Here is a 26427-nt window from a genome sequence, read left to right on the forward strand (position 1 = left end):
GCTGCGGCCCGCCGTGCTGCGGGTGGAGGGATGTGCGGTGGTGCGGTGGAGAGGGCCGTGCGGTGGGTCGGTGGTGCGGATCAGACGGTGGCAGGCGCCGATGCCGCGGTGACCGCGGCGCGCGCCTCGACGGCGCTGTCGGCGGCGAGGGCGACGGCGGCCAGGGCCTCCGCCTCCTCGCGCGTGTGGAGAGCGAGCTCGGCGCGCACGTCGGCGAGGGCCGCGGGCGACATCGAGAGGCTGGTGGCGCCGAGGCCGACGAGCACGACGGCGAGCAGCGGGTCGGCCGCCGCCTCGCCGCAGATGCCCACCGGCTTGCCGAGCGCGCGGCCCGCGGTGCCGACCTCCTGCACGAGGCGGAGGACGGCGGGGTGCCACGGATCCTGGAACGCGGCCACGGATCCCAGCAGGCGGTCGGCCGCGAGCGTGTACTGCGTGAGGTCGTTGGTGCCGATGCTCGCGAAGTCGGCGTTGGCGAGGATCCGGTCGGCGAGGAGCGCGGAGGACGGGACCTCCACCATCACGCCGACGGTCGTGAGGCCCAGCTCGCGGCCGAGGGCCGTGAAGTAGCGCGCCTCCTCGACGGTCGAGACCATGGGCGCCATGACCCACAGGTCGGCGTCGGTGGCGGCGTCGGCCTGCGCGAGCGCGGTGAGCTGGTCGCGGAGGATCTGCTCGTTGGCCCGCAGCGCGCGGAGGCCGCGGAGCCCGAGGGCCGGGTTCTCCTCGTCGGCGTCGTTGAGGAAGCTCAGCGGCTTGTCGGCGCCGGCGTCGAGCGCGCGGACGACGACCTTCTGCCCGGGGAACGCCTCGAGCAGGCGCGTGTAGTGCGCGCGCTGCTCGTCGACCGTCGGCGCGCTCGTGGCGTCGAGGAAGAGGAACTCGGTGCGGAAGAGCCCGACGCCCTCGGCGCCCTTCTCGACCGCGTCGGCCGCACCGTCGGCGGATCCGAGGTTGGCGAGCAGCGGGATCGCGGTGCCGTCGGCGAGCGCGCCGGGTCCGGTGGGGACGGCGACGCGCGCCTTCCGGGCGGCGATGGCGTCGCGCGCGGCGGACTCCTCGTCGGCGCTCGGGTCGACCGTGACGGCGCCCGTCAGCGCGTCCACCACGACGGTCTCGCCGTCGGCCAGGTCGGCGGCCGCGGCGACGCCGACGACCGCGACGATCGCCTTCTCACGGGCGAGGATCGCCGTGTGCGAGGTGGGCCCGCCGTCGGTCGTGATGAGGGCGAGCACCTTGTCGAGGTCGAGGAGGGCGGTGTCGGCGGGGGCGAGGTCGCGGGCGACGAGCACGAAGGCGTGGTCGGGATCCGGCACGCCGGGGGCCGCGACGCCCTGCAGGTGCGCGACGACGCGCTGCGAGACGTCGTCGAGGTCGGTGGCGCGCTCGCCCATGTAGCCGCCCATGCTGAGGAGCAGGTCGCGGAAGCCGGCGAAGGCCTCGTGCACGGCGCGCTCGGCAGTGCGTCCCGTGGCGAGGCGGGCGGTGATGTCGTCGACGAGGGTGGGGTCCTCGGCCATGAAGGCCTGCGCCTCGAGGACGTCCTTCGCGGCGCCGCCGGCCTTCTCCCCGCGGATGCGGATGTCGGCGGCCGTCGCGGCGAGGGACGCGCTCACGCGGATCCGCTCCTCGTCGGCGGTCAGCGCGCTCGCGGTGTCGGCGGGCTCGGGGAGCGGGTCGGGCATCCGGATGACGGGACCGACGGCGGATCCCCGGCCGATGCCGATGCCGTTCAGGACGCGGGAGCTCATGCGGCGTCCAGATCCGACTCGAGGAGCGTCGCGAGGTCGGTGACGACCTGCTCGGCGTTCTCGCCCTCGGCGGAGACGACGACCTCGTCGCCCGTGTCGACGCCCAGCGAGATCACGCCGAGGATGCTCGCGGCGTTGACGCTGCGGTCGCCCTTGGCGAGCTGCACGGGGATCCCGGCCTTCGCGGCGGCCTGCGTGAACAGCGAGGCGGGGCGGGCGTGCAGCCCGTGCGACGAGGCGATGGTGACGGTGCGTTCTGCCATGGTGGCTCCTTCGGTCGGCCCCGGCGGTGGGGCCCTGGTGGGCGGGCGTCGTGCTGTCGTGCGGGTCGTGCGGTGTCGGCGCGGGGCGGGAGGTCAGGTGACGGGCGGGGATCCCCCGACGGGACGGCCGTGCAGCCCCGGGCCGAGGCGGAGCGAGCGGGCACCCTGGCGCATGGCGGCGACAGCCCGGTCGAGCGCGGCACGAGCTCCCTCGGGGCGCGCGGCGTCGGCGTCGAGGAGCACCGCGGTCGCGCCCTCGTCGGCGGCGGCCTCGCGCACGTCGTCGAGCCGGTCGGCGAGGTGGGCGCCGAGGAGGACGACGTCCATGCCGGCGGCGTCGAGGCGCACCTGCGCGAGGGATCCGGCGACGGCCTCGATCTCGAGCCCGTCGGCCTCGGCGAGCGCGCGGAGGCGCTGGGCGAGGAAGGTGCTGGATGCGCCGGAGCCGCAGACGACGAGGATCCTCCCGGTCATGCTGTGCCTCCTCGCGTCGTCGCTGGTCGTCCCATCGTGCTCCGCGGGAGGGCGCGGGTGCCAGCAGATCCGATTCCGCGGGGTAGGAAGACCAGGCCGGCGGGCGTCCGGGCGGGCCTCGACGGCGGGCGCGGATGGTTGACTCGTCTCCGAGAGCGGCACGCTCCGTCCGCCGCCCGAGGGGACGAGATCCGCCGCGCAGGGAGACGACCATGCTGAGCGAGAACCAGGAGAGGCTGCTGGACTACCTGTCCACGGCCGACCGCTGGGTCGAGGCCGGCGAGCTCGCGGACCGCCTCGGGGTCACCACGCGCAGCGTCCGCAACTACGTCACGGCGGTGCGCGAGCGCTCGACCGTGGCCATCGCCTCCTCCCCCGACGGCTACCGGATCGACGCCGGCAGCTACGCCCGCCACCTCGGCACGCGCACGGGCGGCGATCCTCAGGGCACGCCCCGCGACCGCCTGCACGCGCTCGTCCGCCGCCTCGGCGACGCGCCCGACGGCCTCGACGTCTTCGCGCTCGCGGGCGAGCTGCACGTGAGCGAGTCCACGGTCGAGGCGGACCTCCGGAAGGTGCGCGCCCTCGTCGAGGACGCCGGGCTCGCCCTCCGCCGGGCCGGATCCACCGTCGCGCTCGAGGGCTCGGAGCGCGACTTCCGTCGGCTGCTGTCGCGCATGTTCCGCGACGAGAGCGCGCAGGGCTTCCTGCCGCTCGAGACGGTGCAGCGGGAGTTCGCGTCCGACTCCCTCCGCGCGTTCAAGACGGACCTGATCCGCGAGCTGACCGAGGGCGGCTTCTTCGTCAACGAGTACGGGGTCGACAACGTGCTGCTGCACGTGGCGATCGCCGTCGACCGGCTCGCGCGGGCGCCGCGGCGGACGGACGCGGACGCGGATCCCTCCGTGGACGCCGCGCTCGGCGCCGCGTCCGCGCCCACGGGACCGGCCGCCGCCGACGACGCCGCGTCACCCGTGCCCTCCGCCGATCCCACCGCCCTCGCGATCCGGACCGTGCTGGCCCGTCTCCTCGCCGCGCACTTCGACGTGCCGGTGCCCGCCGGGGACGTGGCCTACCTCGCGCTCCTCGTCCGCACGCGCGTCGTCACGCCCGGCAACGAGCAGTCCCTCGCGACCGTGATGCGCGAGCACGTCGTCGAGAGCGACCTGGACGTGGTGCGGGCCATCGTCCGCCGCGTGAAGCAGGAGTACCTGGTCGACCTCGAGGACGAGGACTTCACGGTGCGCTTCTCGCTGCACCTCGGCAATCTCGTCGCCCGCGCCGCCGACCGGTCCTTCTCGCGCAACCCGCTGGCCCGCTCCATCAAGACCTCGTACCCGATGACCTACGAGATCGCCGTCTTCATCGCGAGCGAGGTGCAGCGGCGGCGCGGGATCGCGATCAACGACGACGAGATCGCCTACATCGCCCTGCATGTGGGATCGCACCGGGAGCGCGTCGCCCGACGGGACGACCGGGTCGCCTGCGCGCTGGTCTGCCCGAACTACTACGACCTGCACCAGATCATGCGCCAGCGCATCGAGCAGGCCCTCGGCGCCGACATCAGCGTGGACGCCGTGGTCACCCGCACCGACGTCGACGCGGACGCCCTCGGGGTGCAGCTCGTGATCGACGCCACGGGGACGCGCCCGCCTGCCGACGACGTCGTCGTGGTCCAGCCGCTGCCGACGCCCGACGACATCGAGGCGATCCGCCGGGCGGTCGCCCGCGTCCGCCGCCACGCGCGCCGCAGCTCCATGAAGCACGACCTGCTCCGCTTCCTCGACGAGTCGCTGTTCTTCCGCGACCTGCACGCACCCGACGAGGAGGCGATGATCCGGCTGCTCGGCCAGCGGATGGTCGAGCAGGGCATCATCGAGCCCGAGTACATCGAGGGCGCCATCGAGCGCGAGCGCCTGTCGTCGACCGCGTTCACCGACACGCTCGCCGTGCCGCACTCGCTCGCCATGACCGCGCACCGCACCGCCATCGCCATCGTCGTCAACGACGAGGCGATGCAGTGGGGCGGCAACCGCGTCCACGTGGTCGCGCTCGTCGCCTTCAGCGCGAGCGGGCGCACGAGCTTCCAGCACGTCTTCGACCAGTTCGTCGAGGTCTTCTCCGACCACCGCGACGTGCAGGCGATCATGCGGGCGTCCGGATCGCACGGCTCCTTCATCGAGGAGCTCGTGCACGTCATGGACACCTGACCGGCTAGCGCGGGCGGAGCGGGTCAGCCGCGTCGCGCGACGATCAGGGCGCGACGGGCGTGACGCCGAGCGGCACGAGGCGCGACGCCCCGCCGTCGGCGAGCGTGAGCACCCAGATGCCGCGCGCGTGCACCGCGACGGAGTGCTCCCAGTGCGAGGCCATGCTGCCGTCGACCGTGGCGACGGTCCAGTCGTCGTCGAGCACGCGCGTCTCCGCGTCGCCGTCGGTGATCATCGGCTCGATCGCGACGACGAGCCCGGGCTTGACCGCCGGACCCCTGCCGCGCACGCGGTAGTTGAACACCGGCGGATCCTCGTGCATGCTCCGGCCGATGCCGTGGCCCGTGTAGTCCATGACGATGCCGAAGGATCCGGCCGCCTCGACGCTCTCCTCGACGGCCTCGCCCACCTCGTTGAGATGCGACGCGGTCGCGAGCCGGGCGATGCCCGCCCAGAGCGAGTCCTCCGTGATGCGGGACAGCCGCTCGCGGGCCTCGACGACGTCGGGGCGCGCGGGATCCGGCACCACGACCGTCATGGCCGAGTCGCCGTTCCAGCCGTCGATCTCGGCGCCGCTGTCCACCGAGACGATGTCGCCCGGCTGCAGCACGCGGTCGCCGGGGATGCCGTGCACGACCTCGTCGTTGACGGAGACGCACACGGTGTGGCGGTATCCCGGCACGAGCTGGAAGTTGGAGCGGCCGCCGAGCGCGCGGATGGCGGCGTCGGCTGCGGCGTCGAGCTCGCCCGTCGTGACGCCGGGCGCGATGAGCCCGCGGACGGCGTCGAGCGACGCCGCGGTCGCGAGGCCGGGCGCGACCATGCGGCGGATCTCGTCCGGGGTCTTGTAGATCCCCGGCGTGCGGCGGAGCGCGCCCACGTCGCTACGCGCGGCCGGCGTCGGAGGAGGGGCGGACGCCGCGGCCCGCGAGGGCGGCGCGGATGCGCTCGGCGACCTCGTCGACCTCGCCCAGCCCGTCGACCTCGACGAGCAGGCCGCGGTCGCGGTAGACGTCGATGAGGGGGCTCGTCTCGCGGACGTAGACCTCCTGGCGGTGCCGGATCTCGTCCTCGCCGTCGTCGGCGCGACCCTGCTCGGCCGCGCGGCGGGTCAGCCGGGCGACGACCTCCTCCTCGTCCGCGACGAGCTGGATGACGGCGTCGAGCTCCTGGCCCCATCCCTGCAGCAGCTCCTCGAGGTACGCGACCTGGTCGAGCGTGCGCGGGTAGCCGTCGAGCAGGAAGCCCGCCTGCGCGTCCTCCTCCTGGAGGCGCGCGGTGATGAGGCTGTTGGTGAGCTCGTCGGGGACGTAGTTGCCCGCGTCCACCAGCGCCTGCACCTGCTGGCCGAGCTCGGTGCGGTCCTTGATGTTCTGGCGGAAGATGTCGCCGGTCGAGACGTCGGGGATCCCGTACTCGGCCGCGATGCGCTTCGCCTGCGTGCCCTTGCCTGCACCGGGAGGGCCGACGATCAGGAGCCGGGTCACTTGAGCAGCCCCTCGTAGTGCCGCTGCTGCAGCTGCGAGTCGATCTGCTTCACCGTCTCGAGGCCGACGCCGACCACGATCAGGATGCTCGCGCCGCCGAACGGGAAGTTCTGGTTCGCGCCGACGAGCGACAGGGCGATGAGCGGCAGGAGCGCGATGAGCCCGAGGTACAGCGAGCCCGGCAGCGTGATGCGCGTGAGCACGTAGTCGAGGTACTCGGCCGTCGGGCGTCCCGCGCGGATGCCGGGGATGAAGCCGCCGTACTTCTTCATGTTGTCGGCGACCTCCTCCGGGTTGAAGGTGATGGCGACGTAGAAGTACGTGAAGCCGACGATGAGGAGGAAGTACATCGCCATGTAGAGCGGGTGGTCGCCGGTGGTGAGGTTGTCGGTGATCCACTGCACCCACGGCGCCGGCGGCTGGCCGACGGCCGGCTGGTTGAACTGCGCCACGAGCGCGGGCAGGTACAGCAGCGACGAGGCGAAGATGACGGGCACGACGCCGGCCATGTTCACCTTGATGGGGATGTAGGTGTTGTTGCCGCCGTAGGTGCGGCGGCCGACCATGCGCTTGGCGTACTGGACGGGGATCCGGCGCTGCGACTGCTCGACGTACACGACCGCGGCGACGACGAGGAGCCCGACGGCGATGACCAGGAGGAAGACCTCCCAGCCGCGGCTCTGCTGGATCGCGATGAGCGAGGTCGGGAACGCGGCGGCGACCGAGGTGAAGATGAGGAGCGACATGCCGTTGCCGATGCCGCGCTCGGTGATGAGCTCGCCCATCCACATGATGAGGCCGGTGCCGGCGGTCATCGTGATGACCATGAGCATGATCGCGTACCAGGCGTCGTTCGTGACGAGCTGCGTGCAGGCACTGACGTTGGTCTGGCCGAACAGCGCACCGCTGCGCGCGACCGTGATGAGCGTCGTGGACTGGAGCACCGCGAGGGCGATCGTGAGGTAGCGCGTGTACTGCGTGAGCTTGGCCTGGCCGGACTGGCCCTCCTTGTAGAGGGTGTCGAAGTGCGGGATGACCACGCGGAGCAGCTGGACGATGATCGACGCCGTGATGTACGGCATGATGCCCAGCGCGAAGATGGAGAGCTTCAGCAGCGCCCCGCCGCTGAAGAGGTTGACGAGCTCGTAGAGGCCCGAGGTGCCCTGGTTCGCCGCGAGGCACGACTGCACGTTGGCGAAGTCGACGAACGGCGCCGGGATGAAGGATCCGAGGCGGAAGAGGGCGATGATGCCCAGCGTGAACCCGATCTTGCGACGCAGATCGGGGGTGCGGAAGATCCTGACGACGGCGCTCAACACGGAGGGTGTCCTGCTTTCTGTGGGAGGTCCGCCGGGAGGCGGGGGTCGGGCCGACCCGATGCGGCCCCAGGTGCCGGTAGGGGCGGTCGGTTTCCCGACCGCCCCTGCCGTTGCGTCCTGAAGTGCTACTTGACGGAGCCGCCTGCTGCGACGATCTTCTCCGCAGCGGAGCCGGAGACCTTGTCGACAGCAACCGTCAGCTTAACCGAGATGTCGCCGTCCCCGAGGACCTTGACCTTCTCGTTCTTGCGCACGGCACCCTTGGCGACCAAGTCGCTCGTGGTGACGTCGCCGCCGTCGGGGTAGAGCACGGCGAGCTTCTCCAGGTTCACGACCTGGTACTCGACGCGGAACGGGTTCTTGAACCCGCGGAGCTTCGGGGTGCGCATGTGCAGCGGCATCTGCCCACCCTCGAAGCCGACGCGGACCGTGTAGCGGGCCTTCGTGCCCTTGGTGCCACGACCCGCGGTCTTGCCCTTCGAGCCCTCACCGCGGCCGACACGCTGGCGTGCCTTCTTGGCCCCGGCGGCGGGACGGAGGTGGTGGACCTTGAGGACCTGCTCGCGCTTGACCGTCTCCGTCGAGCCGACCGTGGTCGTCTCGGCGGAAGCGGCCGCGGCGGCGGGGGCCTTCGCGGTCTTCTTGGGTGCGGCCTTGGGCGCCTTCACGGGCGCCGCCTCGGCCGACTCGTTCTTCTCAGCCATCAGTCGATCTCCTCCACCTTCACCAGGTGCGCGACGGTGTTGACGTAGCCGCGGTTCTGGGCGTTGTCCTCTCGGACCACCACGGCACCGATGCGACGGAGCCCGAGGCTCCGCAGGGTGTCGCGCTGGTTCTGCTTCTCGCTGATCTTGGACTTGATCTGCGTCACTCGGAGCTGAGCCATCAGACACCTGCCTTCGCGTCGGCCTCGGCACGCTGGGCGCGGAGGATGCGGGCCGGGACGACCTGCTCGAGCTCGAGCCCACGACGGGCTGCGACGGCGCGCGGCTCCTCGAGCTGCTTGAGCGCCTCGACCGTGGCGTGCACGATGTTGATCGTGTTCGACGAGCCGAGCGACTTGCTCAGGACGTCGTGGATGCCGGCGCACTCGAGCACCGCGCGGACGGGGCCACCGGCGATGACGCCGGTACCCGCGGACGCGGGGCGCAGGAGGACGACTCCGGCGGACGCCTCACCCTGCACGGCGTGCGGGATGGTCAGGCCGATGCGGGGGACGCGGAAGAAGTTCTTCTTCGCCTCCTCGACGCCCTTGGAGATGGCGGTCGGGACCTCGCGGGCCTTGCCGTAGCCGACGCCCACCAGTCCGTTGCCGTCTCCGACGATCACGAGCGCGGTGAAGCTGAAGCGACGACCGCCCTTGACGACCTTGGACACGCGGTTGATGGTGACGACGCGCTCCAGGAACTGGCTCTTGTCGGCATCACGGCCACCGCGGCTGTCGCGGCCGCCCTGGTTCCGGTCGCGCCCGCCACGACGGCCGTCGCGGCCCTCGTTCTGCGCGGGTGCGGTGGACGCCGCGGTCTCGACGGGCGTCTCCGCCACTGCCACGACCTCGGGCTCCTTGTTGTTGTTCTCGGCTGCGCTCACAGGCTCAGACCACCCTCTCGAGCTCCTTCGGCGATGGCCGCGACGCGTCCTGCGTAGCGGTTGCCACCACGATCGAATACGACGCTCTCCACGCCGGCCGCCTTGGCGCGCTCGGCGACGAGCTCGCCGACCTTGCGCGACTTGGCGGTCTTGTCGCCGTCGAACGTGCGCATGTCGGCCTCGAGGGTCGACGCGGACGCGACGGTGTGACCACGGCTGTCATCGACGACCTGCACGAAGACGTGACGGGCCGAACGGGTGACGACCAGGCGCGGACGCAGCTCGGTGCCCTCGACCTTCTTGCGCAGGCGTGCGTGCCTGCGGCCGCGGGCGGCGGACTTGCTTTTTCCTCTAACTCCGAGAGCCATGATCACTTACCACTCTTTCCGGCCTTGCGGCGAACGTTCTCGCCGGCGTAGCGGACGCCCTTGCCCTTGTAGGGCTCGGGCTTGCGAATCTTGCGGATGTTGGCGGCCGTCTCGCCGACGAGCTGCTTGTCGATGCCGACGACGGTCATCTTGTTGACGCCCTCGACGGTGAAGCTGATGCCCGCGGGCGCCTCGACGTACACCGGGTGGGAGAAGCCGAGCGCGAACTCGACGCCCTTGTCCTTGAGCGCGACGCGGTAACCCGTGCCGACGATCTCGAGGCCCTTGGTGTAGCCGGTGGTGACGCCGACGATGTTGTTCGCGATGAGGCTGCGCGTGAGGCCGTGGAGCGAGCGCGACTCGCGCTCGTCGTCGGGACGGGTGACGAGCACCTGTCCGTCCTGGACCTCGGCGCGGATGGGCTGCGCGATGGTGAGGCTGAGCTCGCCCTTCGGGCCCTTCACCGTGACGTGCTGGCCGTCCACGGCGACGTCGACCCCTGCGGGGACGTCGATGGGGAGTCTTCCGATGCGTGACATGGCGTTACCACACGTAGGCGAGGACTTCCCCACCCACGCCCTTCTTCGCAGCCTGGCGGTCCGTGAGGAGCCCCGAGGAGGTGGACAGGATGGCGACCCCGAGGCCGCCGAGGACCTGGGGGATCTCCGCGGACTTCGCGTACACGCGCAGTCCGGGCTTCGACACGCGCTTGATGCCCCGGATGGAGCGCTCGCGGTCGGGGCCGAACTTGAGGCTGAGCGTCAGCGTCTGGCCGACGCGGGCGTCCGCGACGTCCCAGCCGGCGATGAAGCCCTCGGACTTGAGGATGTCGGCGATGTGCGACTTGAGCTTGGAGTGCGGCATGGAGACCGTGTCGTGGTGCGCGGAGTTCGCGTTCCGGAGTCGGGTCAGCATGTCAGCGACCGGGTCGGTCATTGTCATATCTGGTGGTGCCTCTCTCGCCTGGTTTCGTTCATCCGGACACGGATGACGACCTGTGGTGGTGGCGGCGCCGGGCGGAGGTGCCCGGCGCCGATCGTGCGGTGATGCGGTCGTGCTGGTCGTGCTGGTCGTGCAGGTGGAGCGTGTTACGGCGTGTTCTCGGGCGTCTGGAACGGGAAGCCGAGCGCCTTGAGCAGCGCGCGTCCCTCGTCGTCCGTCCGAGCGGTCGTGACGACCGTGATGTCCATGCCGCGGACCCGGTCGATGCGGTCCTGGTCGATCTCGTGGAACATGGACTGCTCGTTGAGACCGAACGTGTAGTTGCCGTTGCCGTCGAACTGCTTCGGGCTGAGCCCGCGGAAGTCGCGGATGCGGGGCAGGGCGAGGGACAGCAGGCGGTCGAGGAACTCCCACATGCGGTCGCCGCGCAGCGTCACGTGGGTGCCGATGGCCTGGCCCTCACGCAGCTTGAACTGGGCGATCGACTTGCGGGCCTTCGTGACCTGCGGCTTCTGGCCGGTGATCTTGGTGAGGTCGGCGACCGCGCCGTCGATGATCTTGCCGTCGCGAGCCGCGTCACCGACACCCATGTTGACGACGATCTTCGTCAGCCCGGGCACCTGGTGCACGTTCGTGAAGCCGAGATCAGCGGTCAGCTGGCTGACGATCTCGGTGCGGTACTTCTGCTTCAGGCGCGGGAGCGTGGTGCCCTCGGCCGTGCCAGCGGTTGCGGTGTCGGTCATTGCTAGAGGTCCTTACCTGACTTCTTGGCGTAGCGGACGCGGACGGTCTTGGAGACCCCGTCCTTCTCGACCTGCTCGGTCCGGAAGCCGACTCGCGTGGGCTTCTTGGACTCGGGGTCGACGAGCGCGACGTTGGAGATGTGGATGGGCGCCTCGACGGTCTCGATGCCGCCGGTCTTGGAGCCGCGCTGCGTCTGGCCGACGCGGACGTGCTTCGTGACGAAGTTCACGCCCTCGACGACGACGCGGTTGCGCTCGACCAGGACGGACAGGACGCGGCCCTGCTTGCCCCGGTCGCCGCCCTTGGCCTGCGTGCGACCCGTGATGACCTGCACGAGGTCACCCTTCTTGATGTTCGCCATGACTAAATGACCTCCGGTGCCAGCGAGATGATCTTCATGAACTTCTTGTCCCGGAGCTCGCGGCCCACCGGTCCGAAGATGCGGGTGCCGCGAGGCTCCCCGTTGCTGTTCAGGATGACGGCGGCGTTCTCGTCGAACTTGATGTACGAGCCGTCGGGACGGCGCGTCTCCTTCTTGGTGCGGACGATGACGGCCTTGACGACCTCGCCCTTCTTGACGTTTCCGCCGGGGATCGCGTCCTTGACGGTCGCGACGATGACGTCGCCCAGACCGGCGTAGCGGCGACCCGAGCCACCGAGCACGCGGATGGTCAAGATCTCCTTGGCACCCGTGTTGTCCGCGATCTTGAGGCGGGATTCCTGCTGAATCACTGTTGCTCCTTATCCAAGCAGCCGGGGCTACTTGGCCTTCTCGAGGATCTCGACCAGGCGCCAGCGCTTGGAGGCGCTGAGGGGACGGGTCTCGTTGATCAGGACCAGGTCGCCGATGCCGGCGGTGTTCGCCTCGTCGTGCGCCTTGACCTTGGAGGTGCGGCGGATGACCTTGCCGTACAGCGGGTGCTTCACGCGGTCCTCGACCTCGACGACGATGGTCTTGTCCATCTTGTCGCTGGTGACGTAGCCACGGCGGGACTTGCGGTAGCCGCGGTCGGCCGTCGCGGTGTCAGCCGTGTTCTTCTCTTCGGCGTTCGCCATGATCAAGCCTCCTCAGCCTTCTCGGTGACGGCGGCGTCGTCGGCCTTCGCGGCCTTCTTCGTCGCCTTCTTCTTCTCGGGCTTCTCGGGGACCTCGACGGGGGCGGGCGTGGCACGGATGCCCAGCTCGCGCTCGCGGATGACCGTGTAGATCCGAGCGATGTCGCGCTTGACCGCGCGGAGGCGGCCGTGGCTGTCGAGCTGACCGGTGGCCGACTGGAAGCGCAGGTTGAACAGCTCCTCCTTGGCCTTCTTCAGCTCTTCGACGAGTCGCTCGTCCTCGAAAGTGTCCAGCTCGACGGGGGCGAGCTCCTTGGAACCGATCGCCATTATGCGTCGCCTTCCTCGCGCTTGATGATGCGTGCCTTGAGGGGCAGCTTGTGGATGGCCCGGGTGAGGGCGGCGCGCGCCGTCTCCTCGTCGACACCGGAGAGCTCGAAGAGCACACGACCCGGCTTGACGTTCGCGACCCACCACTCGACCGAGCCCTTGCCGGAACCCATGCGGGTCTCGGCGGGCTTCTTGGTGAGCGGACGGTCCGGGAAGATGTTGATGTAGACGTTGCCGCCGCGCTTGACGTAGCGCGTCATGGCGATTCGAGCGGACTCGATCTGCCGGTTGGTGACGTAGGCGGGCGTGAGCGCCTGGATGCCGTACTCGCCGAACGAGACGACGGTACCGCCGGTCGCGTGGCCGGTACGACCCGGGTGGTGCTGCTTGCGGTGCTTGACCTTGCGGGGGATCAACATGGTTACGCCTCAACTCCTGCTGCGGCGACCGGCGCTGCCTCGGCGGCCGGCGCGGTGCGCGGCGCGTTGGTGCGGCGATCTCCGGTTCGACCGTCGGAACGGTCGTTACGGCGCTCCGGGCGCGACGACTTCTGGTTCGCCTGCTCCCGAGCGAGTTCCTTGTTCGTGATGTCGCCCTTGTAGATCCAGGTCTTCACGCCGATGCGTCCGAAGGACGTGCGGGCCTCGTAGAAGCCGTAGTCGATGTTCGCGCGGAGGGTGTGCAGCGGCACGCGGCCCTCGCGGTAGAACTCCGAACGGCTCATCTCGGCGCCGCCGAGACGGCCGGACACCTGGATGCGGACGCCCTTGGCGCCGGCGCGCTGGGCGCCCTGCAGCCCCTTGCGCATCGCGCGGCGGAACGCCACACGACCCGCGAGCTGCTCGGCGATGCCCTGGGCGACCAGCTGGGCCTCGGCCTCGGGGTTCTTCACCTCGAGGATGTTCAGCTGGATCTGCTTGCCCGTGAGCTTCTCGAGGTCGGCGCGGATGCGCTCGGCCTCGACGCCGCGGCGGCCGATGACGATGCCGGGACGCGCCGTGTAGATGTCCACGCGGACACGGTCACGGGTGCGCTCGATCTCGATGCGCGCCACACCGGCGCGGTCGAGGCTCGTCTTGAGCATGGTGCGGATGCGCACGTCCTCGGCGACGTAGTCGCTGTAACGCTGCCCCTTCTTCGTGCTGTCCGAGAACCAACGCGACACGTGGTCGGTCGTGATCCCGAGACGGAACCCGTACGGGTTGACCTTCTGTCCCATTACTTGCTCGCCTTCTTCGCGGTCGTCGCCACGTCCGCCTCATCCGGCGTCGCGAGGACGACCGTGATGTGGCTGGTGCGCTTGTTGATACGGAATGCGCGACCCTGTGCGCGGGGCTGGAACCGCTTGAGGGTGGTGCCCTCGTCCACGAACGCCTTGGCGATGTAGAGGTCCTGCTCCGCGAGGAAGCTGTTGGACGCGTCGGCCTTGACCCGCGCGTTCGCCATGGCCGAGGCCACCAGCTTGTAGATCGGCTCGCTCGCGCCCTGCGGCGCGAACTTCAGGATGGCCAGGGCCTCCTCGGCCTGCTTGCCACGGATCATGTCCACGACGCGACGGGCCTTCTGGGGGGTGACGCGGATGTGACGCACGCGTGCGATCGACTCCACCATTTCTCTCCTCCTTCTCGTCGCCGCGTTAGCGGCGACGACCCTTCTTGTCGTCCTTCACGTGGCCGCGGAAGGTGCGCGTGAGCGCGAACTCGCCGAGCTTGTGACCGACCATGGACTCCGTGACGAACACGGGGACGTGCTTGCGACCGTCGTGCACCGCGATGGTGTGACCCAGCATCGCCGGGATGATCATCGAGCGGCGCGACCAGGTCTTGATCACGTTCTTGCTGCTGGCCTCGTTCGCCGAGATCACCTTGCGGAGCAGGTGGTCGTCGACGAAGGGGCCCTTCTTCAGACTGCGTGGCATCTTCTACAACTCCTACTTGCGCTTCTTGCCGGCGTTGCGGCGGCGAACGATGAGCTTGTCGCTGGGCTTGTTGATGTGGCGCGTGCGGCCTTCCTTCTGGCCCCACGGGCTGACCGGGTGGCGACCACCGGAGGTCTTGCCCTCACCACCACCGTGCGGGTGGTCGACCGGGTTCATCGCGACACCGCGGACGGTCGGGCGGACGCCCTTCCAGCGCATGCGGCCGGCCTTGCCCCAGTTGATGTTCGACTGCTCGGCGTTGCCGACCTCGCCGATGGTCGCGCGGCAGCGCGCATCGACGTTGCGGATCTCGCCGGAGGGCAGGCGCAGCTGGGCGTAGGGGCCGTCCTTCGCCACGAGGCGCACGGAGGCGCCGGCGGAGCGTCCCATCTTCGCGCCGCCGCCGGGGCGGAGCTCGATGGCGTGGATGACGGTACCGGTGGGGATGTTGCGCAGCGGCAGGTTGTTGCCCGGCTTGATGTCGGCCTGGGGGCCCGACTCGATCTTGTCGCCCTGCTTCAGCTTGTTCGGCGCGATGATGTAGCGCTTCGAGCCGTCGATGAAGTGCAGGAGCGCGATGCGCGCCGTGCGGTTGGGGTCGTACTCGATGTGCGCGACGGTGGCGAGGACGCCGTCCTTGTCGTTGCGCTTGAAGTCGATGACGCGGTACTGACGCTTGTGCCCACCGCCGATGTGGCGGGTGGTGATGCGACCGGCGTTGTTGCGACCACCGTGCTTGGGGAGGGGGCGCAGCAGGGACTTCTCGGGCGTCGAACGCGTGATCTCCGCGAAGTCGGCGACGGACGAACCGCGACGACCCGGGGTCGTGGGCTTGTACTTGCGAATGGCCATTGGTGTTTTCCTAGTCCCGGTCTCAGCCGACAGTCGTGAAGATGTCGATGGAGCCCGACTTGAGGGAGACGATGGCGCGCTTGGTGTCCTTGCGCTTGCCCATCCCGAACTTGGTCCGGCGGGTCTTGCCCTGCTTGTTGAGCGTGTTGACCGACGCGACCTGCACGCCGAAGATCTTCTCGATCGCGAGCTTGATCTCGGTCTTGTTCGAGCGGGGGTCCACGATGAACGTGTACTTGCCCTGGTCGATCAGGCCGTAGCTCTTCTCGGAGACGACCGGCGCGATGATGATGTCGCGGGGATCCTTCTGGGTGGCGCTCATGCGGCAACCTCTTCCTTGGCCGTCTTCGACTCGACGAACGCGTCGTACGCGCCCTTCGTGAAGACGATGTCGTCGCTCACGAGCACGTCGTACGCGTTGAGCTGGTCGTAGGACAGCACGTGGACCGTCGGGATGTTGCGCACGCTGCGGAGGCTGACCTCGTCGGTGCGCTCCAGCACGATGAGGACGTGCTTGCTCGTGGCGATGCCCTCGAGCAGCGCGACCACGGTCTTCGTCGAGGGGACGTCTCCGGCGGAGAGGCTCTCGATGACGTGGAGGCGGGCGCCGCGCGCGCGGTCGGAGAGCGCGCCGAGCAGAGCCGCGGCGATCATCTTCTTGGGGGTGCGCTGCGAGTAGTTGCGGGGCGTGGGTCCATGGACGATGCCACCGCCGGTCATCTGGGGGGCGCGGATCGAGCCCTGACGAGCGCGACCGGTTCCCTTCTGCTTGAACGGCTTGCGGCCGGCGCCGGAGACCTCGCCGCGGCCCTTGGTCTTGTGCGTTCCCTGGCGCGCCGCGGCGAGCTGGGCGACGACGACCTGGTGGATGAGCGGGACGTTGGTCTGCACGTCGAACAGCGACGCGGGCAGGTCGACGGAGCCGGTGACTGCACCGGTCGCGTCGAGGACGTCGAGCTGGGTGTCGGTAGCCATGACTACTTCCCCTTCACTGCGTTGCGGACGAAGACGATGCGGCCACGCGCGCCGGGCACTGCGCCCTTGACGAGCAGGAGGCCCTTCTCGGCGTCCACGCTGTGGACGACGAGGTTCAGCACGGTGACGCGCTCGCCGCCCATGCGACCGGCCATGCGCATGCCCTTGAAGACACGGCTGGGGGTCGAGGAGGCGCCGATGGAGCCGGGCTTGCGGTGGTTGCGGTGCGAACCGTGCGAGGCCGAGACGCCCTTGAAGTTGTGGCGCTTCATGACGCCGGCGAAGCCCTTGCCCTTGCTGGTGCCGACGACGTCGACCTTGGTGCCGGGCTCGAAGGCGCCGACCGTGATCTCCTGGCCGAGCGTGTACTCGGCGAAGTCGGCCGTGCGGACCTCGGTGAGGTGGCGGCGCGGCGTGACGCCGGCCTTGTCGAAGTGGCCGGTGCTCGGCTTGTCGGCCTTGCGGGGGTCGATCTGGCCGTAGGCGATCTGGATGGCGCCGTAGCCGTCGACCTCGGGCGTGCGCACCTGGGTGACGACGTTCGGGGTGATCTGCACGACGGTCACGGGGATGAGCTTGTTGTTCTCGTCCCACACCTGCGTCATGCCCAGCTTCGTGCCGAGCAGACCGGTGAAAGTCCTGTTAGCGGTAGACATGGGTTCCCTTAGAGCTTGATCTCGATGTTGACGTCGGCCGGGAGGTCGAGTCGCATGAGCGAGTCGACCGCCTTCGGCGTCGGGTCGACGATGTCGATCAGACGCTTGTGCGTGCGCATCTCGAAGTGCTCGCGGCTGTCCTTGTACTTGTGGGGGGAACGGATCACGCAGATCACGTTCTTCTCCGTGGGCAGCGGCACCGGGCCGACGACCGTGGCGCCCGCGCGGGTCACCGTGTCGACGATCTTCCGGGCCGAGGAGTCGATGACCGAGTGGTCGTACGACTTAAGTCGGATGCGGATCTTCTGTCCCGCCATGTGTGACTCTCTCTCTTTCGTGCGTCATGCGGCCTCGGACCGTATTGGACGCGTGTGTCCCTCGCTCGGATGGCCCGGCCTCGTGGCGCGCCCCATCCGTGGTGCACCCGGGCGCGCATCGTGGGACGCGGCCTCGGGCAGCTCGTGCACCCGCCCGCATGCGGGCGCGGACGAGCGGTGCTCATCCGGTGGGTGTCGTGTGCTTCTGCTCTGCTGCCCGCGGCCTAACCTGCCCAGGGAGCGACGAGCGCTCCGGGCGGCTATGCACTGCCTGGCAGTGATCCGATGTCTCGCGCGCAGGGCGCCGTGCACCGGAATGTTGAACTAGACGAGTTTGTCATAGTCCGGCCACGCGTGCAACCCGGGCGTGTCGCGCCCACTCCCCCGTGATTCCGGGGCTCTCGGCGCCTCGCGCCGGCGGCGTCGAGGCGCCGCGGCGGTCATCGGAACAGCAGGTTCCGCAGCTCCGTCTCCCCCGACGCGAGACGCTGCGGATCGATCGTCCGGCCGTGGACGTACTCGTCGACGAGGCGCGGATCCACGTAGCTGTTCTTCGCGATGGTCGGGGTGTTGCTGAGCACCTCCGCGGCGTCGCGGTACGCCTGCGCGAGCGCCCGCTGCCGCTTCCCCTTCGTGGGCTCCGGCCCGTGCTTCGCCAGGCTGATGGCGGCGGCCACCGTCCCGTGCAGGGTGCGGAAGTCCTTCGCGGTGAACTCGCCGCCCGTCCGCTCCCGCACGTAGTCGTTGATGTCGGCCGCACCGAGCGGGTGCCACTCGCCGTCGTCCTCGTAGGCCAGCAGCCGCGCGTTCGGACCGCGTTCCTGCAGGCCCCCGACGACCTGCACGAGGTCATGGTCGCGGATGTCGCTCGACCACTCCTGCCCGCTCTTCGCCGGGAACTCGAGGTGCACGGTGTCGTCGTGGACGGTCACGTGCGAGCACAGCAGCGTCGACAGCCCGTGGCTGCCGTTCGACTCGGTGTAGCGCTCGCTGCCGACGCGGAGGCTGCCCGTGTCGAGCATGCGGAAGCCGGCGGCCAGCGCGCGCTCGCGCGGGAAGCCTTCTTGCCTGAGGTGGATGGTGACCTGGCGGCGCGCGGCCGGGAGCGACTCGGCGAGCTGCAGCGAGCGGTCGAACTTGACCCGGTCCTTCTGCTCGCGCCAGGTCGGGTGGTAGATGTACTGCCGGCGGCCGGCGCTGTCCATGCCCGTCGCCTGCACGTGCCCGTTCTCGTAGGGCGCGATCCAGACGTCGGTCCAGGCCGGCGGGATGCCGAGGTGCTCCATGCGGGCACGGAGCACCCGGTCGGTGACGCGGTTCCCGTCGGCGTCGAGGTAGGTCCAGCCCCTGCCGGAGCGCTTGCGCGTGTAGCCCTTGCCGGTGGCGTCGCTGCGCCGGAGTCTGACCATTGGTCGAACCTACGCGCACCACCGCCATCGATTAGGGCGCGATGCGAATGCTCCCGGCCAGCCGTGACACCTCGCCGCCCCTTAACGGCCGACAGGGCCGGGCCATGACGGCCCGACCCTGTCGGAGGTGGTGCTGGTGGAGCTGTCTTACTTGATGATCTTCGTGACCGTGCCGGCGCCGACGGTGCGGCCACCCTCGCGGATGGCGAAGCCGAGGCCCTCCTCCATGGCGATCGGCTGGATCAGCGCGACGTTCATGTCGGTGGTGTCGCCGGGCATGACCATCTCGGTGCCCTCGGGCAGCGTGATGACGCCGGTGACGTCGGTGGTGCGGAAGTAGAACTGCGGACGGTAGTTCGCGTAGAACGGGTTGTGACGCCCGCCCTCCTCCTTGGAGAGGATGTACGCGGTGCCCTCGAAGTCCGTGTGCGGCGTGACCGAACCCGGCTTGACGATGACCTGGCCGCGCTCGACGTCCTCGCGCTTGGTGCCGCGGAGCAGGAGCCCGCAGTTCTCGCCGGCCCAGGCCTCGTCGAGCTGCTTGTGGAACATCTCGATGCCCGTGACGGTGGTCTTGACGGTGGGACGGATGCCCACGATCTCGACGTCCGAGTTGATGGCGAGGGTGCCGCGCTCGGCGCGACCCGTGACGACGGTTCCACGACCGGTGATCGTGAAGACGTCCTCGACGGGCATGAGGAACGGCTTGTCCTTGTCGCGCACGGGCTCCGGGATGGACTCGTCGACCGCGTCCATGAGCTTGACGATCTGCTCGACCCACTTCTCGTCGCCCTCGAGCGCCTTGAGGCCGGAGACCTGGACGACGGGGGCGTTGTCGCCGTCGAAGTCCTGGCTGGAGAGCAGCTCGCGGACCTCGAGCTCGACGAGCTCGAGGATCTCCTCGTCGTCGACCATGTCGGACTTGTTGAGCGCGACGAGCAGGTACGGCACGCCGACCTGCTTCGCGAGCAGCACGTGCTCACGCGTCTGCGCCATGGGGCCGTCGGTGGCGGCGACCACGAGGATCGCGCCGTCCATCTGGGCGGCGCCCGTGATCATGTTCTTGATGTAGTCAGCGTGACCCGGGGCGTCGACGTGAGCGTAGTGACGCTTGGGCGTCTCGTACTCGACGTGCGAGATGTTGATCGTGATGCCGCGCTGGCGCTCCTCGGGAGCGGAGTCGATGGACGCGAAGTCGCGCTGCACGTTGGTCGCCGACGGGTACTTGTCCGCCAGGACCTTGGAGATCGCTGCCGTCAGCGTCGTCTTGCCGTGGTCGACGTGACCGATCGTTCCGATGTTGACGTGCGGCTTGGTCCGCTCGAACTTGGCCTTACCCACTGTGGGTCCTCCTCAGGACTCGGTTGCGGGGCGTCCGGGTGTTCCCGGACGCCCTGCGTGTTGGAGATCTTGCTTATGGTACTGAAACGGCGGATGCCGCTCGAACTGGAGGGCTACTCGCCCTTGTTCTTCTGGACGATCTCGTCGGCGACAGCCTTCGGGACCTCGGCGTAGCTGCCGAAGCTCATCGAGTACACCGCACGGCCCGAGGTCTTGCTCCTCAGGTCGCCGACGTACCCGAACATCTCCGACAGGGGGACGTTCGCGGTGATGACCTTCACACCGCTCGCGTCCTCCATGGCCTGGATCTGGCCGCGACGGGAGTTCAGGTCGCCGATGACGTCGCCCATGTACTCCTCGGGCGTACGGACCTCGACGGCCATGAGCGGCTCGAGCAGCACGGGCTTCGCCTTGCGCGCGGCCTCCTTGAAGGCCATCGAGCCGGCGATCTTGAACGCCATCTCCGAGGAGTCGACGTCGTGCGCGGCGCCGTCGAGCAGCGTCGCCTTCACGCCGACCATCGGGTAGCCGGCGAGGATGCCGACCTGGAGCGCGTCCTGGATGCCCGCGTCCACCGAGGGGATGTACTCCCGGGGGACGCGACCGCCGGTGACCTTGTTGTCGAACTCGTAGGTCTTCTCCGCGGTCACCTCCATGGGCTCGATCTTGATCTGGATCTTGGCGAACTGCCCGGATCCACCCGTCTGCTTCTTGTGCGTGAAGTCGTGCTTGTCGACCGTGCCGCGGATGGTCTCGCGGTACGCGACCTGCGGCTTGCCGACGTTGGCCTCGACGTTGAACTCGCGCTTCATGCGGTCGACCAGGATGTCGAGGTGGAGCTCGCCCATGCCCTTGATGACCGTCTGACCGGTCTCCTGGTTCTGCTCCGTCCGGAAGGTCGGGTCCTCCTCGGCGAGCTTCTGGATGGCGACACCCAGCTTCTCCTGGTCGGCCTTCGTCTTCGGCTCGATCGCGACCTCGATGACCGGCTCGGGGAACGTCATCGACTCGAGGACGATCTGGTCCTGCGGGTCGCACAGCGTGTCGCCCGTGGTCGTGTCCTTGAGCCCGATGACCGCGTAGATGTGACCCGCGGTGACCGAGTCGACGGGGTTCTCCTTGTTGGAGTGCATCTGGAAGATCTTCCCGATGCGCTCCTTCTTGCCCTTGGTCGAGTTGATGACCTGCGAGCCGCTCGCGATGGTGCCCGAGTAGACCCGGACGTACGTGAGACGACCGAAGAACGGGTGCACCGCGACCTTGAACGCGAGCGCCGAGAAGGGCTCGGTCGAGTCGGGCTTGCGGATGATGATCTTCTCCTCGTCGCGCACGTCGTGGCCCTCCATGGGGGGCACGTCGAGCGGGCTGGGGAGGTAGTCGATCACCGCGTCGAGCATCGGCTGGACGCCGCGGTTCTTGAACGCGGAGCCGCAGAGCACGGGGTAGATCTCGCTGTTGACGGTGAGCTTGCGGATGGCGGCCTTGATCTCCGCCACCGTCAGCTCCTCGCCGCCGAAGTACTTCTCGAGCAGCGCGTCGTCGGTCTCGGCGACGGTCTCGAGCAGCTTGGCCCGGTACTCGTCCGCCTTGTCCTGCAGATCCGCGGGGATCTCCTCGATGTCGTACTTCGCACCGAGCTCGACGTCTCCCTTGGAGTCACCGCGCCAGGTGAGCGCGCGCATCTCGACGAGGTCGATGACACCCTCGAAGCCGCCCTCGGAGCCGATGGGCAGCTGGATGACCAGCGGCTTCGCGCCGAGGCGGTTGATGATCGTGTCGACCGTGAAGTAGAAGTCGGCGCCGAGCTTGTCCATCTTGTTGACGAAGCAGATGCGCGGCACGTCGTACTTGTCGGCCTGGCGCCACACCGTCTCGGACTGGGGCTCGACGCCCTCCTTGCCGTCGAACACGGCGACCGCGCCGTCGAGGACGCGGAGCGAACGCTCCACCTCGACGGTGAAGTCGACGTGCCCGGGGGTGTCGATGATGTTGATCTGGTTCTTGTTCCAGAAGCACGTCGTCGCGGCGGACGTGATGGTGATGCCGCGCTCCTGCTCCTGGGCCATCCAGTCCATGGTGGCGGCGCCGTCGTGGACCTCGCCGATCTTGTGAGTGATGCCCGTGTAGTACAGGATGCGCTCGGTGGTGGTGGTCTTGCCGGCATCGATGTGAGCCATGATGCCGATGTTGCGGACCTTGTTCAGGTCGGTGAGCACGTCCTGTGCCACAGGTTCCTCCGAAAGGGGTTGGTGGTGCTGTCGAACGAGGTGGTCGACTACCAGCGGTAGTGCGCGAAGGCCTTGTTCGACTCGGCCATCTTGTGGGTGTCCTCGCGGCGCTTGACCGCGGCACCGAGGCCGTTGGATGCGTCGAGGATCTCGTTGGTGAGACGCTCGGTCATGGTCTTCTCGCGACGCGACTTGGCGTACGTCGTGAGCCAGCGGAGCGCGAGCGTGTTCGCGCGGTGCGGCTTGACCTCGATGGGCACCTGGTAGGTGGAGCCACCCACGCGGCGCGAGCGGACCTCGAGGGCCGGGCGGACGTTGTCGAGCGCCTTCTTCAGCGTGACGACGGCGTCCTGGCCGTTCTTCGCGGCGACGCCGGCGAGGGCGTCGTAGACGATCTTCTCGGCGAGGCCCTTCTTGCCGTCGAGCAGGATCTTGTTGACGAGCTGGCTGACGATCGGCGCACCGTAGACGGGATCTGCGACGACAGGGCGCTTGGGGGCGGGACCCTTGCGAGGCATTACTTCTTCTCCATCTTCGCGCCGTACCGGCTGCGAGCCTGCTTGCGGTTCTTCACGGCCTGGGTGTCGAGCGCGCCGCGGACGATCTTGTAGCGGACGCCGGGGAGGTCCTTCACGCGACCGCCGCGGACGAGCACCATGGAGTGCTCCTGGAGGTTGTGGCCCTCACCGGGGATGTAGGCGGTCACCTCCTGGCCGTTGCTGAGCTTGACGCGGGCGACCTTGCGCAGAGCCGAATTCGGCTTCTTGGGCGTGGTCGTGTAGACGCGGGTGCAGACGCCGCGCTGCTGGGGGTTCGCCTTCAGGGCGGGCGCCTTGGTCTTGACGACCTTGGGCGTGCGGCCCTTGCGGACCAGCTGCTGGATGGTGGGCACTACGGGACTCCTCGATGCTGCACGGTGACAGCGGGTTGATGGTCAGCATTCGACCCCGGCGAGCGGGATCGAGTTCAACTGGACCCGCGCGTCCGCCGACCACGGGAGTGGGAGGCGCCGGCGGGTATGCCGTGGGGGCCGGCCGAATGGACGAACCCTGGTCGATGCGCTCCTGGGCCGCTCGGATGCACCGACTTCACGGCACGACACGAGCGCACGCCTGAGCGCACACCTCGGCAACGATACAGTTCCGCGACTCGCCGGTCAAACGGTGGACGAGGGGCCGCGAGCCGACAGCGCGACGGCGCCGAGACCGAGCAGCGCCGAGATGCCGAGCACGGCGACGCCGAACGGATCCACCAGGTGCCGGAGCGCGAACGCGAGGCTCGCGAACACGTCCGCGCCGCCCAGGAGGTAGAGCACCGCGCCCAGGATCCCGTACGCGAGCCAGGCGCCCGTGCCCCAGCCGAGCACCGGCAGGACGGGGATCCGCCGCTCCCGGTCGGCCTCGCGCGTGGTGCGGATCAGGCCGACGGCGAACACCAGGGTGGCGCTCACGACCATCACGGGTCCGAGGAGGACGCCCGCGTCGCGCTCGGGGATCACGTCGTCACCGCCGAGCAGCGTGACGAAGCCGAAGACGCACACGACGAGCGCGACGTGCATGACGGCGGCCAGGAGGGGGATCACTCCCCCAGCCTGACACGCGTCAGCGGTGGTCCGGCTGCTCGGCCAGCTTGCGGTCGTACTCGGCGCGGGCCTCGACGTTCTTCGCCTTGATGCGGCGGCCGCGGGCGCTGATGCCGGCGCCGAGCCACGTGACGAGCTCACGGGCGAGGAAGCCCGCGAGGATCCCGTCGGGGAACGTCACGGTGCGCTGGAGAAGGAGCGCCTGCTCGGAGGGCGCCAGGTCCATCACGCCGCCCTGGAGGAGGCGCGTGCCGACGTAGGCGGCGTAGACGAGGATCGCGACGGGCAGGCCGCCGAGCACGAACGCCCACCACTTGCCGCGGTTGACCAGGAGCGCGAGCAGCACGAAGAACACCAGGAACGCGATGGTCGGCACGTAGAAGACCGGCGACGCGATGTACCGGCCGAAGACCTCGCCGAACGCGTCGGGGTTGCGCACCGAGGCGAGCAGGGCCGTGCCCAGCGAGTAGAGCAGCGCGAAGAGGATGGCGGCCACGACCGCGATGAGCACGCCGAAGCCGCGGTTGCCGCGCTTCTCCGGCGGCACGGGCGCCTGCACGTAGATGGGCTGGGACTGCGACTGGCGGGCGGCCTCCTCGTCGCGGGCACGGCGGTCGCGCTCGTCGCGCTCCCGGGCGTCGGCCTCGCGGGCCTCGCGCTCTCGGCGCTCCCTGTCCTCGACGTCGCGCTGGCGGGCCTCCGCCTCACGCGCCTCGATCTCGCGCGCCTCGGCCTCGCGGGCCGCTGCCTCACGCGCCTCGCGCTCGCGGTCGTCGCGCTCCCGGGCCTCGGCGACGCGGGCCTCGGACTCGCGCCTCTCGCGCTCGCGCGCCTCGTGGTCCTCGTCGACGGGGGCGGCGAACGCCGTCTGGTCGAAGGTCGATGTGTCGGCGTCCGCGTCGCGGTCGGCGGGGCCGTCGTCGAAGGCCGCGGCCGTCGCGCGCTCGTCCGGGGTGCGGGGATCCAGCGGCTGGTCGGCCTCGTCGGGCTGTCGGTGCGGGGCGGGCCTGTCGTCGGTCATGGCACGAACCTACCTCGGTGGCGTCCCGCTGCCCGGGCGGCGTGCCGGGGAGCGCCCAGATGGCCGCGAGCGGCTAGAACGGCTCGAGGAGCCGCTGGAGGAACCGGCGCGTGCGCTCCTCCTTCGGATGCTGCAGCACCTCCGACGGGTGGCCGCGCTCGACGACGACGCCGCCGTCCATGAAGACGACCTCGTCGGCCACCTGCCGCGCGAACGCGAGCTCGTGCGTGACGATGACCATGGTCCAGGCCTCGTCGGCGAGCTCCTTGATGACGCTGAGCACCTCGCCGACGAGCTCCGGGTCGAGCGCCGAGGTGGGCTCGTCGAAGAGCAGGATCTGCGGCCGGAGCGCCAGCGCGCGCACGATGCCCACGCGCTGCTGCTGTCCACCGGACAGCTGGAACGGGTGCTGGTCGCGCTTGTCGGCGAGGCCCACCCGGGCGAGCAGGTCCTCAGCCTCCCGGGTCGCCTCGGCGACGGGGCGGCGCTGGACCTGCACCGGTCCCTCGATGACGTTCTCCAGCACCGTCTTGTGCGGGAAGAGGTTGTACTGCTGGAAGACCATCGCCGAGCGGTCCCGCAGGGCGAGGAGCTCCCGGTTCCGGGGCTTCGCGGCGAAGTCCACGCGGAGCGGGCCGGTCGTGCGGGAGCGCGAGTCGGCGTCGGCCGCGGCGACCTCGACGACGCCCTCCTCGGGCACCTCCAGCCCGTTGAGCGACCGGAGCACGGTCGTCTTGCCGGATCCGCTCGGGCCGATGAGCGCGGTCACGCCACCGCGTCGGACCTCGAGGTCGATGGACCGGAGCACCTCGTTGTCGCCGAACGACTTGCGGAGTCCGCGGACGGTGAGGACGGGCTCTCCGGGCTCGCGGCGCGGGGCGGGGACGGGCGCGGGATCGACGGGATCAGTGGGCGACATACCGGTCGAGCCTCCTCTCGAGGCGGGTCTGCGCGAACGAGAGCACGAGGCAGACGAGCCAGTAGATCAGGGCCGCCTCGAGGTACAGCAGCATGTACTCGAAGGTGGACGACGCGATGAGCTGCGCCTGCTTGAAGAGCTCGGTCACGAGGATCACCGAGGCGAGGGACGTGTCCTTCACCAGGCTGATGAACGTGTTCGACAGCGGCGGCACGGACACGCGCGCCGCCTGCGGCACGATGATGCGCCGGAGCGTCAGGGCGCGCGACATGCCGATCGTGTGGCCGGCCTCCCACTGCCCGCGCGGGACGGAGAGGATCGACGCGCGGATGATCTCCGCCGCGTACCCCCCGACGTTCACCGACAGGGCGATGACCGCGCTCGGCCACGGCGGCAGCACGACGCCGATCGACGGCAGGCCGTAGAAGATCACGAAGAGCTGCACCAGGAGCGGCGTGCCGCGCACCAGGGAGATGTAGAAGCGCGCGATGCCGGACACGAGCCGGTTGCCGTAGAGGCGCATGAGCGCGAGGCCCAGCGCGATCGCGAGGCCCAACGCGAACGTGACGAGGGCGAGCGGGATGGTGCCGCGGATGGTCTCGAGCGCGAGCGGCCCGAACGACGACCAGAACAGGTCCCACTCCCTCGACATGCGATCCCCTCGTCCTGCACTCGT

The 26427-nt window shown here is 69.6% G+C and carries 36 protein-coding genes; 1 reads left to right on the top strand and 35 read right to left on the bottom strand.

Annotation, left to right across the window (positions count from 1 at the left end; genetic code table 11):
* Positions 1–80: 80 nt before the first annotated feature.
* The 3 genes from ptsP to ITJ40_RS10465 all read right to left on the bottom strand — a co-directional run bounded on the left by ptsP (position 81) and on the right by ITJ40_RS10465 (position 2488).
* The gene (gene ptsP, locus ITJ40_RS10455) at positions 81–1751 is read right to left on the bottom strand and encodes a phosphoenolpyruvate--protein phosphotransferase (protein ID WP_194667040.1); all 1671 of its coding nucleotides are present in this window, start codon (positions 1749–1751) and stop codon (positions 81–83) included.
* Positions 1748–2014: an HPr family phosphocarrier protein gene (locus tag ITJ40_RS10460; RefSeq protein ID WP_012039282.1), complete on the bottom strand. Its 267-nt coding sequence runs from the start codon at positions 2012–2014 to the stop codon at positions 1748–1750. The genes ptsP and ITJ40_RS10460 overlap by 4 nt, the downstream gene beginning before the upstream one ends.
* Before the next feature lie 93 nt (positions 2015–2107).
* Positions 2108–2488: a PTS sugar transporter subunit IIB gene (locus ITJ40_RS10465; RefSeq protein ID WP_194667041.1), complete on the bottom strand. Its 381-nt coding sequence runs from the start codon at positions 2486–2488 to the stop codon at positions 2108–2110.
* Positions 2489–2700: 212 nt separating this feature from the next.
* Here ITJ40_RS10465 and ITJ40_RS10470 point away from each other — a divergent pair, with 212 nt between their 5' ends.
* Positions 2701–4698: a transcription antiterminator gene (locus ITJ40_RS10470; protein ID WP_194667042.1), complete on the top strand. Its 1998-nt coding sequence runs from the start codon at positions 2701–2703 to the stop codon at positions 4696–4698.
* Between the two features lie 43 nt (positions 4699–4741).
* Here ITJ40_RS10470 and map read toward each other — a convergent pair whose 3' ends face one another.
* The 32 genes from map to ITJ40_RS10630 all read right to left on the bottom strand — a co-directional run bounded on the left by map (position 4742) and on the right by ITJ40_RS10630 (position 26403).
* Positions 4742–5578, bottom strand: a complete 837-nt coding sequence (gene map, locus ITJ40_RS10475) for a type I methionyl aminopeptidase (protein ID WP_194667043.1) — start codon at positions 5576–5578, stop codon at positions 4742–4744.
* Between the two features lie 4 nt (positions 5579–5582).
* On the bottom strand, positions 5583–6185 hold the full coding sequence (locus tag ITJ40_RS10480) for an adenylate kinase (protein ID WP_194667044.1): 603 nt from the start codon (positions 6183–6185) through the stop codon (positions 5583–5585).
* Complete coding sequence (gene secY, locus ITJ40_RS10485; protein ID WP_194667045.1) at positions 6182–7504, bottom strand: preprotein translocase subunit SecY; 1323 nt, start codon at positions 7502–7504, stop codon at positions 6182–6184. Before secY ends, ITJ40_RS10480 begins: the two co-directional genes overlap by 4 nt.
* Positions 7505–7629: 125 nt before the next feature.
* Complete coding sequence (gene rplO, locus ITJ40_RS10490; protein WP_194667046.1) at positions 7630–8208, bottom strand: 50S ribosomal protein L15; 579 nt, start codon at positions 8206–8208, stop codon at positions 7630–7632.
* Positions 8208–8390: a 50S ribosomal protein L30 gene (rpmD, locus tag ITJ40_RS10495; RefSeq protein ID WP_012039289.1), complete on the bottom strand. Its 183-nt coding sequence runs from the start codon at positions 8388–8390 to the stop codon at positions 8208–8210. Before rpmD ends, rplO begins: the two co-directional genes overlap by 1 nt.
* Positions 8390–9055 carry a 30S ribosomal protein S5 gene (rpsE, locus tag ITJ40_RS10500; RefSeq protein WP_370532051.1) on the bottom strand — a complete coding sequence of 222 codons (666 nt, stop codon included), beginning with the start codon at positions 9053–9055 and terminating at the stop codon, positions 8390–8392. Before rpsE ends, rpmD begins: the two co-directional genes overlap by 1 nt.
* Before the next feature lie 35 nt (positions 9056–9090).
* A complete protein-coding gene (rplR, locus tag ITJ40_RS10505; RefSeq protein WP_012039291.1) occupies positions 9091–9462 on the bottom strand; it encodes a 50S ribosomal protein L18 in 372 nt (123 codons plus the stop codon).
* Between the two features lie 2 nt (positions 9463–9464).
* Entirely contained in the window at positions 9465–10001 is a 537-nt protein-coding gene (gene rplF, locus ITJ40_RS10510) for a 50S ribosomal protein L6 (protein WP_043584315.1), read from the bottom strand.
* A 4-nt stretch (positions 10002–10005) separates the two neighbouring features.
* Complete coding sequence (gene rpsH, locus ITJ40_RS10515) at positions 10006–10404, bottom strand: 30S ribosomal protein S8 (protein ID WP_012039293.1); 399 nt, start codon at positions 10402–10404, stop codon at positions 10006–10008.
* A 146-nt stretch (positions 10405–10550) separates the two neighbouring features.
* Positions 10551–11147, bottom strand: coding sequence for a 50S ribosomal protein L5 (gene rplE / locus ITJ40_RS10520; RefSeq protein WP_012039294.1), 597 nt, complete (start codon positions 11145–11147; stop codon positions 10551–10553).
* 2 nt (positions 11148–11149) lie between these two features.
* Positions 11150–11509 (bottom strand): 50S ribosomal protein L24, encoded by a 360-nt coding sequence (rplX, locus tag ITJ40_RS10525; RefSeq protein WP_015491186.1) that lies wholly within the window; start codon positions 11507–11509, stop codon positions 11150–11152.
* 2 nt (positions 11510–11511) lie between these two features.
* Positions 11512–11880, bottom strand: a complete 369-nt coding sequence (gene rplN / locus ITJ40_RS10530) for a 50S ribosomal protein L14 (RefSeq protein ID WP_012039296.1) — start codon at positions 11878–11880, stop codon at positions 11512–11514.
* Between the two features lie 27 nt (positions 11881–11907).
* Positions 11908–12204, bottom strand: a complete 297-nt coding sequence (rpsQ, locus tag ITJ40_RS10535) for a 30S ribosomal protein S17 (protein WP_012039297.1) — start codon at positions 12202–12204, stop codon at positions 11908–11910.
* A 2-nt stretch (positions 12205–12206) separates the two neighbouring features.
* Positions 12207–12533: a 50S ribosomal protein L29 gene (gene rpmC / locus ITJ40_RS10540; protein ID WP_012039298.1), complete on the bottom strand. Its 327-nt coding sequence runs from the start codon at positions 12531–12533 to the stop codon at positions 12207–12209.
* Positions 12533–12952 carry a 50S ribosomal protein L16 gene (gene rplP, locus ITJ40_RS10545; RefSeq protein ID WP_043584321.1) on the bottom strand — a complete coding sequence of 140 codons (420 nt, stop codon included), beginning with the start codon at positions 12950–12952 and terminating at the stop codon, positions 12533–12535. Before rplP ends, rpmC begins: the two co-directional genes overlap by 1 nt.
* Positions 12953–12954: 2 nt before the next feature.
* Entirely contained in the window at positions 12955–13752 is a 798-nt protein-coding gene (gene rpsC, locus ITJ40_RS10550; RefSeq protein WP_194667047.1) for a 30S ribosomal protein S3, read from the bottom strand.
* Entirely contained in the window at positions 13752–14144 is a 393-nt protein-coding gene (gene rplV, locus ITJ40_RS10555) for a 50S ribosomal protein L22 (protein ID WP_012297757.1), read from the bottom strand. The genes rpsC and rplV overlap by 1 nt, the downstream gene beginning before the upstream one ends.
* Positions 14145–14169: 25 nt before the next feature.
* Positions 14170–14451, bottom strand: coding sequence for a 30S ribosomal protein S19 (gene rpsS / locus ITJ40_RS10560; protein ID WP_012039302.1), 282 nt, complete (start codon positions 14449–14451; stop codon positions 14170–14172).
* Between the two features lie 12 nt (positions 14452–14463).
* Positions 14464–15303 (bottom strand): 50S ribosomal protein L2, encoded by an 840-nt coding sequence (rplB, locus tag ITJ40_RS10565; RefSeq protein WP_012039303.1) that lies wholly within the window; start codon positions 15301–15303, stop codon positions 14464–14466.
* Between the two features lie 22 nt (positions 15304–15325).
* Entirely contained in the window at positions 15326–15625 is a 300-nt protein-coding gene (rplW, locus tag ITJ40_RS10570; protein ID WP_012039304.1) for a 50S ribosomal protein L23, read from the bottom strand.
* Positions 15622–16278 (bottom strand): 50S ribosomal protein L4, encoded by a 657-nt coding sequence (gene rplD, locus ITJ40_RS10575; RefSeq protein ID WP_015491190.1) that lies wholly within the window; start codon positions 16276–16278, stop codon positions 15622–15624. The genes rplW and rplD overlap by 4 nt, the downstream gene beginning before the upstream one ends.
* A 2-nt stretch (positions 16279–16280) precedes the next feature.
* Complete coding sequence (rplC, locus tag ITJ40_RS10580; RefSeq protein ID WP_012297754.1) at positions 16281–16934, bottom strand: 50S ribosomal protein L3; 654 nt, start codon at positions 16932–16934, stop codon at positions 16281–16283.
* 8 nt (positions 16935–16942) lie between these two features.
* The gene (gene rpsJ, locus ITJ40_RS10585; RefSeq protein WP_012039307.1) at positions 16943–17251 is read right to left on the bottom strand and encodes a 30S ribosomal protein S10; all 309 of its coding nucleotides are present in this window, start codon (positions 17249–17251) and stop codon (positions 16943–16945) included.
* 440 nt (positions 17252–17691) lie between these two features.
* The gene (locus ITJ40_RS10590; protein ID WP_194667048.1) at positions 17692–18660 is read right to left on the bottom strand and encodes a DNA topoisomerase IB; all 969 of its coding nucleotides are present in this window, start codon (positions 18658–18660) and stop codon (positions 17692–17694) included.
* 147 nt (positions 18661–18807) lie between these two features.
* On the bottom strand, positions 18808–20001 hold the full coding sequence (gene tuf / locus ITJ40_RS10595) for an elongation factor Tu (protein ID WP_063070786.1): 1194 nt from the start codon (positions 19999–20001) through the stop codon (positions 18808–18810).
* Positions 20002–20114: 113 nt separating this feature from the next.
* A complete protein-coding gene (gene fusA, locus ITJ40_RS10600) occupies positions 20115–22229 on the bottom strand; it encodes an elongation factor G (RefSeq protein ID WP_086506550.1) in 2115 nt (704 codons plus the stop codon).
* A gap of 47 nt (positions 22230–22276) precedes the next feature.
* A complete protein-coding gene (gene rpsG, locus ITJ40_RS10605; protein WP_012039311.1) occupies positions 22277–22747 on the bottom strand; it encodes a 30S ribosomal protein S7 in 471 nt (156 codons plus the stop codon).
* Positions 22747–23121, bottom strand: coding sequence for a 30S ribosomal protein S12 (gene rpsL / locus ITJ40_RS10610; protein ID WP_012039312.1), 375 nt, complete (start codon positions 23119–23121; stop codon positions 22747–22749). The genes rpsG and rpsL overlap by 1 nt, the downstream gene beginning before the upstream one ends.
* A gap of 264 nt (positions 23122–23385) precedes the next feature.
* A complete protein-coding gene (locus tag ITJ40_RS10615) occupies positions 23386–23811 on the bottom strand; it encodes a DUF6121 family protein (protein ID WP_370532035.1) in 426 nt (141 codons plus the stop codon).
* A gap of 19 nt (positions 23812–23830) precedes the next feature.
* Complete coding sequence (locus ITJ40_RS10620) at positions 23831–24832, bottom strand: hypothetical protein (protein ID WP_194667049.1); 1002 nt, start codon at positions 24830–24832, stop codon at positions 23831–23833.
* Positions 24833–24905: 73 nt separating this feature from the next.
* Entirely contained in the window at positions 24906–25751 is an 846-nt protein-coding gene (locus tag ITJ40_RS10625; RefSeq protein ID WP_228512333.1) for an amino acid ABC transporter ATP-binding protein, read from the bottom strand.
* On the bottom strand, positions 25738–26403 hold the full coding sequence (locus tag ITJ40_RS10630) for an amino acid ABC transporter permease (RefSeq protein WP_194667050.1): 666 nt from the start codon (positions 26401–26403) through the stop codon (positions 25738–25740). The genes ITJ40_RS10625 and ITJ40_RS10630 overlap by 14 nt, the downstream gene beginning before the upstream one ends.
* Positions 26404–26427: the final 24 nt, after the last annotated feature.

Source organism: Clavibacter sp. VKM Ac-2872 (assembly GCF_015351105.1).
Classification (GTDB): domain Bacteria; phylum Actinomycetota; class Actinomycetes; order Actinomycetales; family Microbacteriaceae; genus Clavibacter.

Bases quoted from the DNA above. Each gene is read 5' to 3' on its own strand.
- rplF (WP_043584315.1), bottom strand. From the start codon at position 10,001: ATGTCACGCATCGGAAGACTCCCCATCGACGTCCCCGCAGGGGTCGAC.
- ITJ40_RS10620 (WP_194667049.1), bottom strand. From the start codon at position 24,832: ATGACCGACGACAGGCCCGCCCCGCACCGACAGCCCGACGAGGCCGAC.
- rpmC (WP_012039298.1), bottom strand. From the start codon at position 12,533: ATGGCGATCGGTTCCAAGGAGCTCGCCCCCGTCGAGCTGGACACTTTC.
- rplP (WP_043584321.1), bottom strand. From the start codon at position 12,952: ATGTTGATCCCCCGCAAGGTCAAGCACCGCAAGCAGCACCACCCGGGT.
- rplC (WP_012297754.1), bottom strand. From the start codon at position 16,934: ATGTCTACCGCTAACAGGACTTTCACCGGTCTGCTCGGCACGAAGCTG.
- rpsS (WP_012039302.1), bottom strand. From the start codon at position 14,451: ATGCCACGCAGTCTGAAGAAGGGCCCCTTCGTCGACGACCACCTGCTC.
- ITJ40_RS10460 (WP_012039282.1), bottom strand. From the start codon at position 2,014: ATGGCAGAACGCACCGTCACCATCGCCTCGTCGCACGGGCTGCACGCC.
- rplX (WP_015491186.1), bottom strand. From the start codon at position 11,509: ATGGCGAACATCAAGAAGGGTGACCTCGTGCAGGTCATCACGGGTCGC.
- ITJ40_RS10625 (WP_228512333.1), bottom strand. From the start codon at position 25,751: ATGTCGCCCACTGATCCCGTCGATCCCGCGCCCGTCCCCGCCCCGCGC.
- rpsC (WP_194667047.1), bottom strand. From the start codon at position 13,752: ATGGGACAGAAGGTCAACCCGTACGGGTTCCGTCTCGGGATCACGACC.
- rplW (WP_012039304.1), bottom strand. From the start codon at position 15,625: ATGAGCGCCACCCAGAAGGATCCCCGCGACATCATCATCGCGCCGGTC.
- rplR (WP_012039291.1), bottom strand. From the start codon at position 9,462: ATGGCTCTCGGAGTTAGAGGAAAAAGCAAGTCCGCCGCCCGCGGCCGC.
- rpsJ (WP_012039307.1), bottom strand. From the start codon at position 17,251: ATGGCGGGACAGAAGATCCGCATCCGACTTAAGTCGTACGACCACTCG.
- rplO (WP_194667046.1), bottom strand. From the start codon at position 8,208: ATGGCTGAGAAGAACGAGTCGGCCGAGGCGGCGCCCGTGAAGGCGCCC.
- rplB (WP_012039303.1), bottom strand. From the start codon at position 15,303: ATGGCCATTCGCAAGTACAAGCCCACGACCCCGGGTCGTCGCGGTTCG.
- rpsG (WP_012039311.1), bottom strand. From the start codon at position 22,747: ATGCCTCGCAAGGGTCCCGCCCCCAAGCGCCCTGTCGTCGCAGATCCC.
- ptsP (WP_194667040.1), bottom strand. From the start codon at position 1,751: ATGAGCTCCCGCGTCCTGAACGGCATCGGCATCGGCCGGGGATCCGCC.
- ITJ40_RS10590 (WP_194667048.1), bottom strand. From the start codon at position 18,660: ATGGTCAGACTCCGGCGCAGCGACGCCACCGGCAAGGGCTACACGCGC.
- rplE (WP_012039294.1), bottom strand. From the start codon at position 11,147: ATGACCGACACCGCAACCGCTGGCACGGCCGAGGGCACCACGCTCCCG.
- rpsH (WP_012039293.1), bottom strand. From the start codon at position 10,404: ATGACAATGACCGACCCGGTCGCTGACATGCTGACCCGACTCCGGAAC.
- rplV (WP_012297757.1), bottom strand. From the start codon at position 14,144: ATGGTGGAGTCGATCGCACGCGTGCGTCACATCCGCGTCACCCCCCAG.
- ITJ40_RS10630 (WP_194667050.1), bottom strand. From the start codon at position 26,403: ATGTCGAGGGAGTGGGACCTGTTCTGGTCGTCGTTCGGGCCGCTCGCG.
- ITJ40_RS10470 (WP_194667042.1), top strand. From the start codon at position 2,701: ATGCTGAGCGAGAACCAGGAGAGGCTGCTGGACTACCTGTCCACGGCC.
- rpsQ (WP_012039297.1), bottom strand. From the start codon at position 12,204: ATGGCGAACGCCGAAGAGAAGAACACGGCTGACACCGCGACGGCCGAC.
- rplD (WP_015491190.1), bottom strand. From the start codon at position 16,278: ATGGCTACCGACACCCAGCTCGACGTCCTCGACGCGACCGGTGCAGTC.
- ITJ40_RS10465 (WP_194667041.1), bottom strand. From the start codon at position 2,488: ATGACCGGGAGGATCCTCGTCGTCTGCGGCTCCGGCGCATCCAGCACC.
- rpmD (WP_012039289.1), bottom strand. From the start codon at position 8,390: ATGGCTCAGCTCCGAGTGACGCAGATCAAGTCCAAGATCAGCGAGAAG.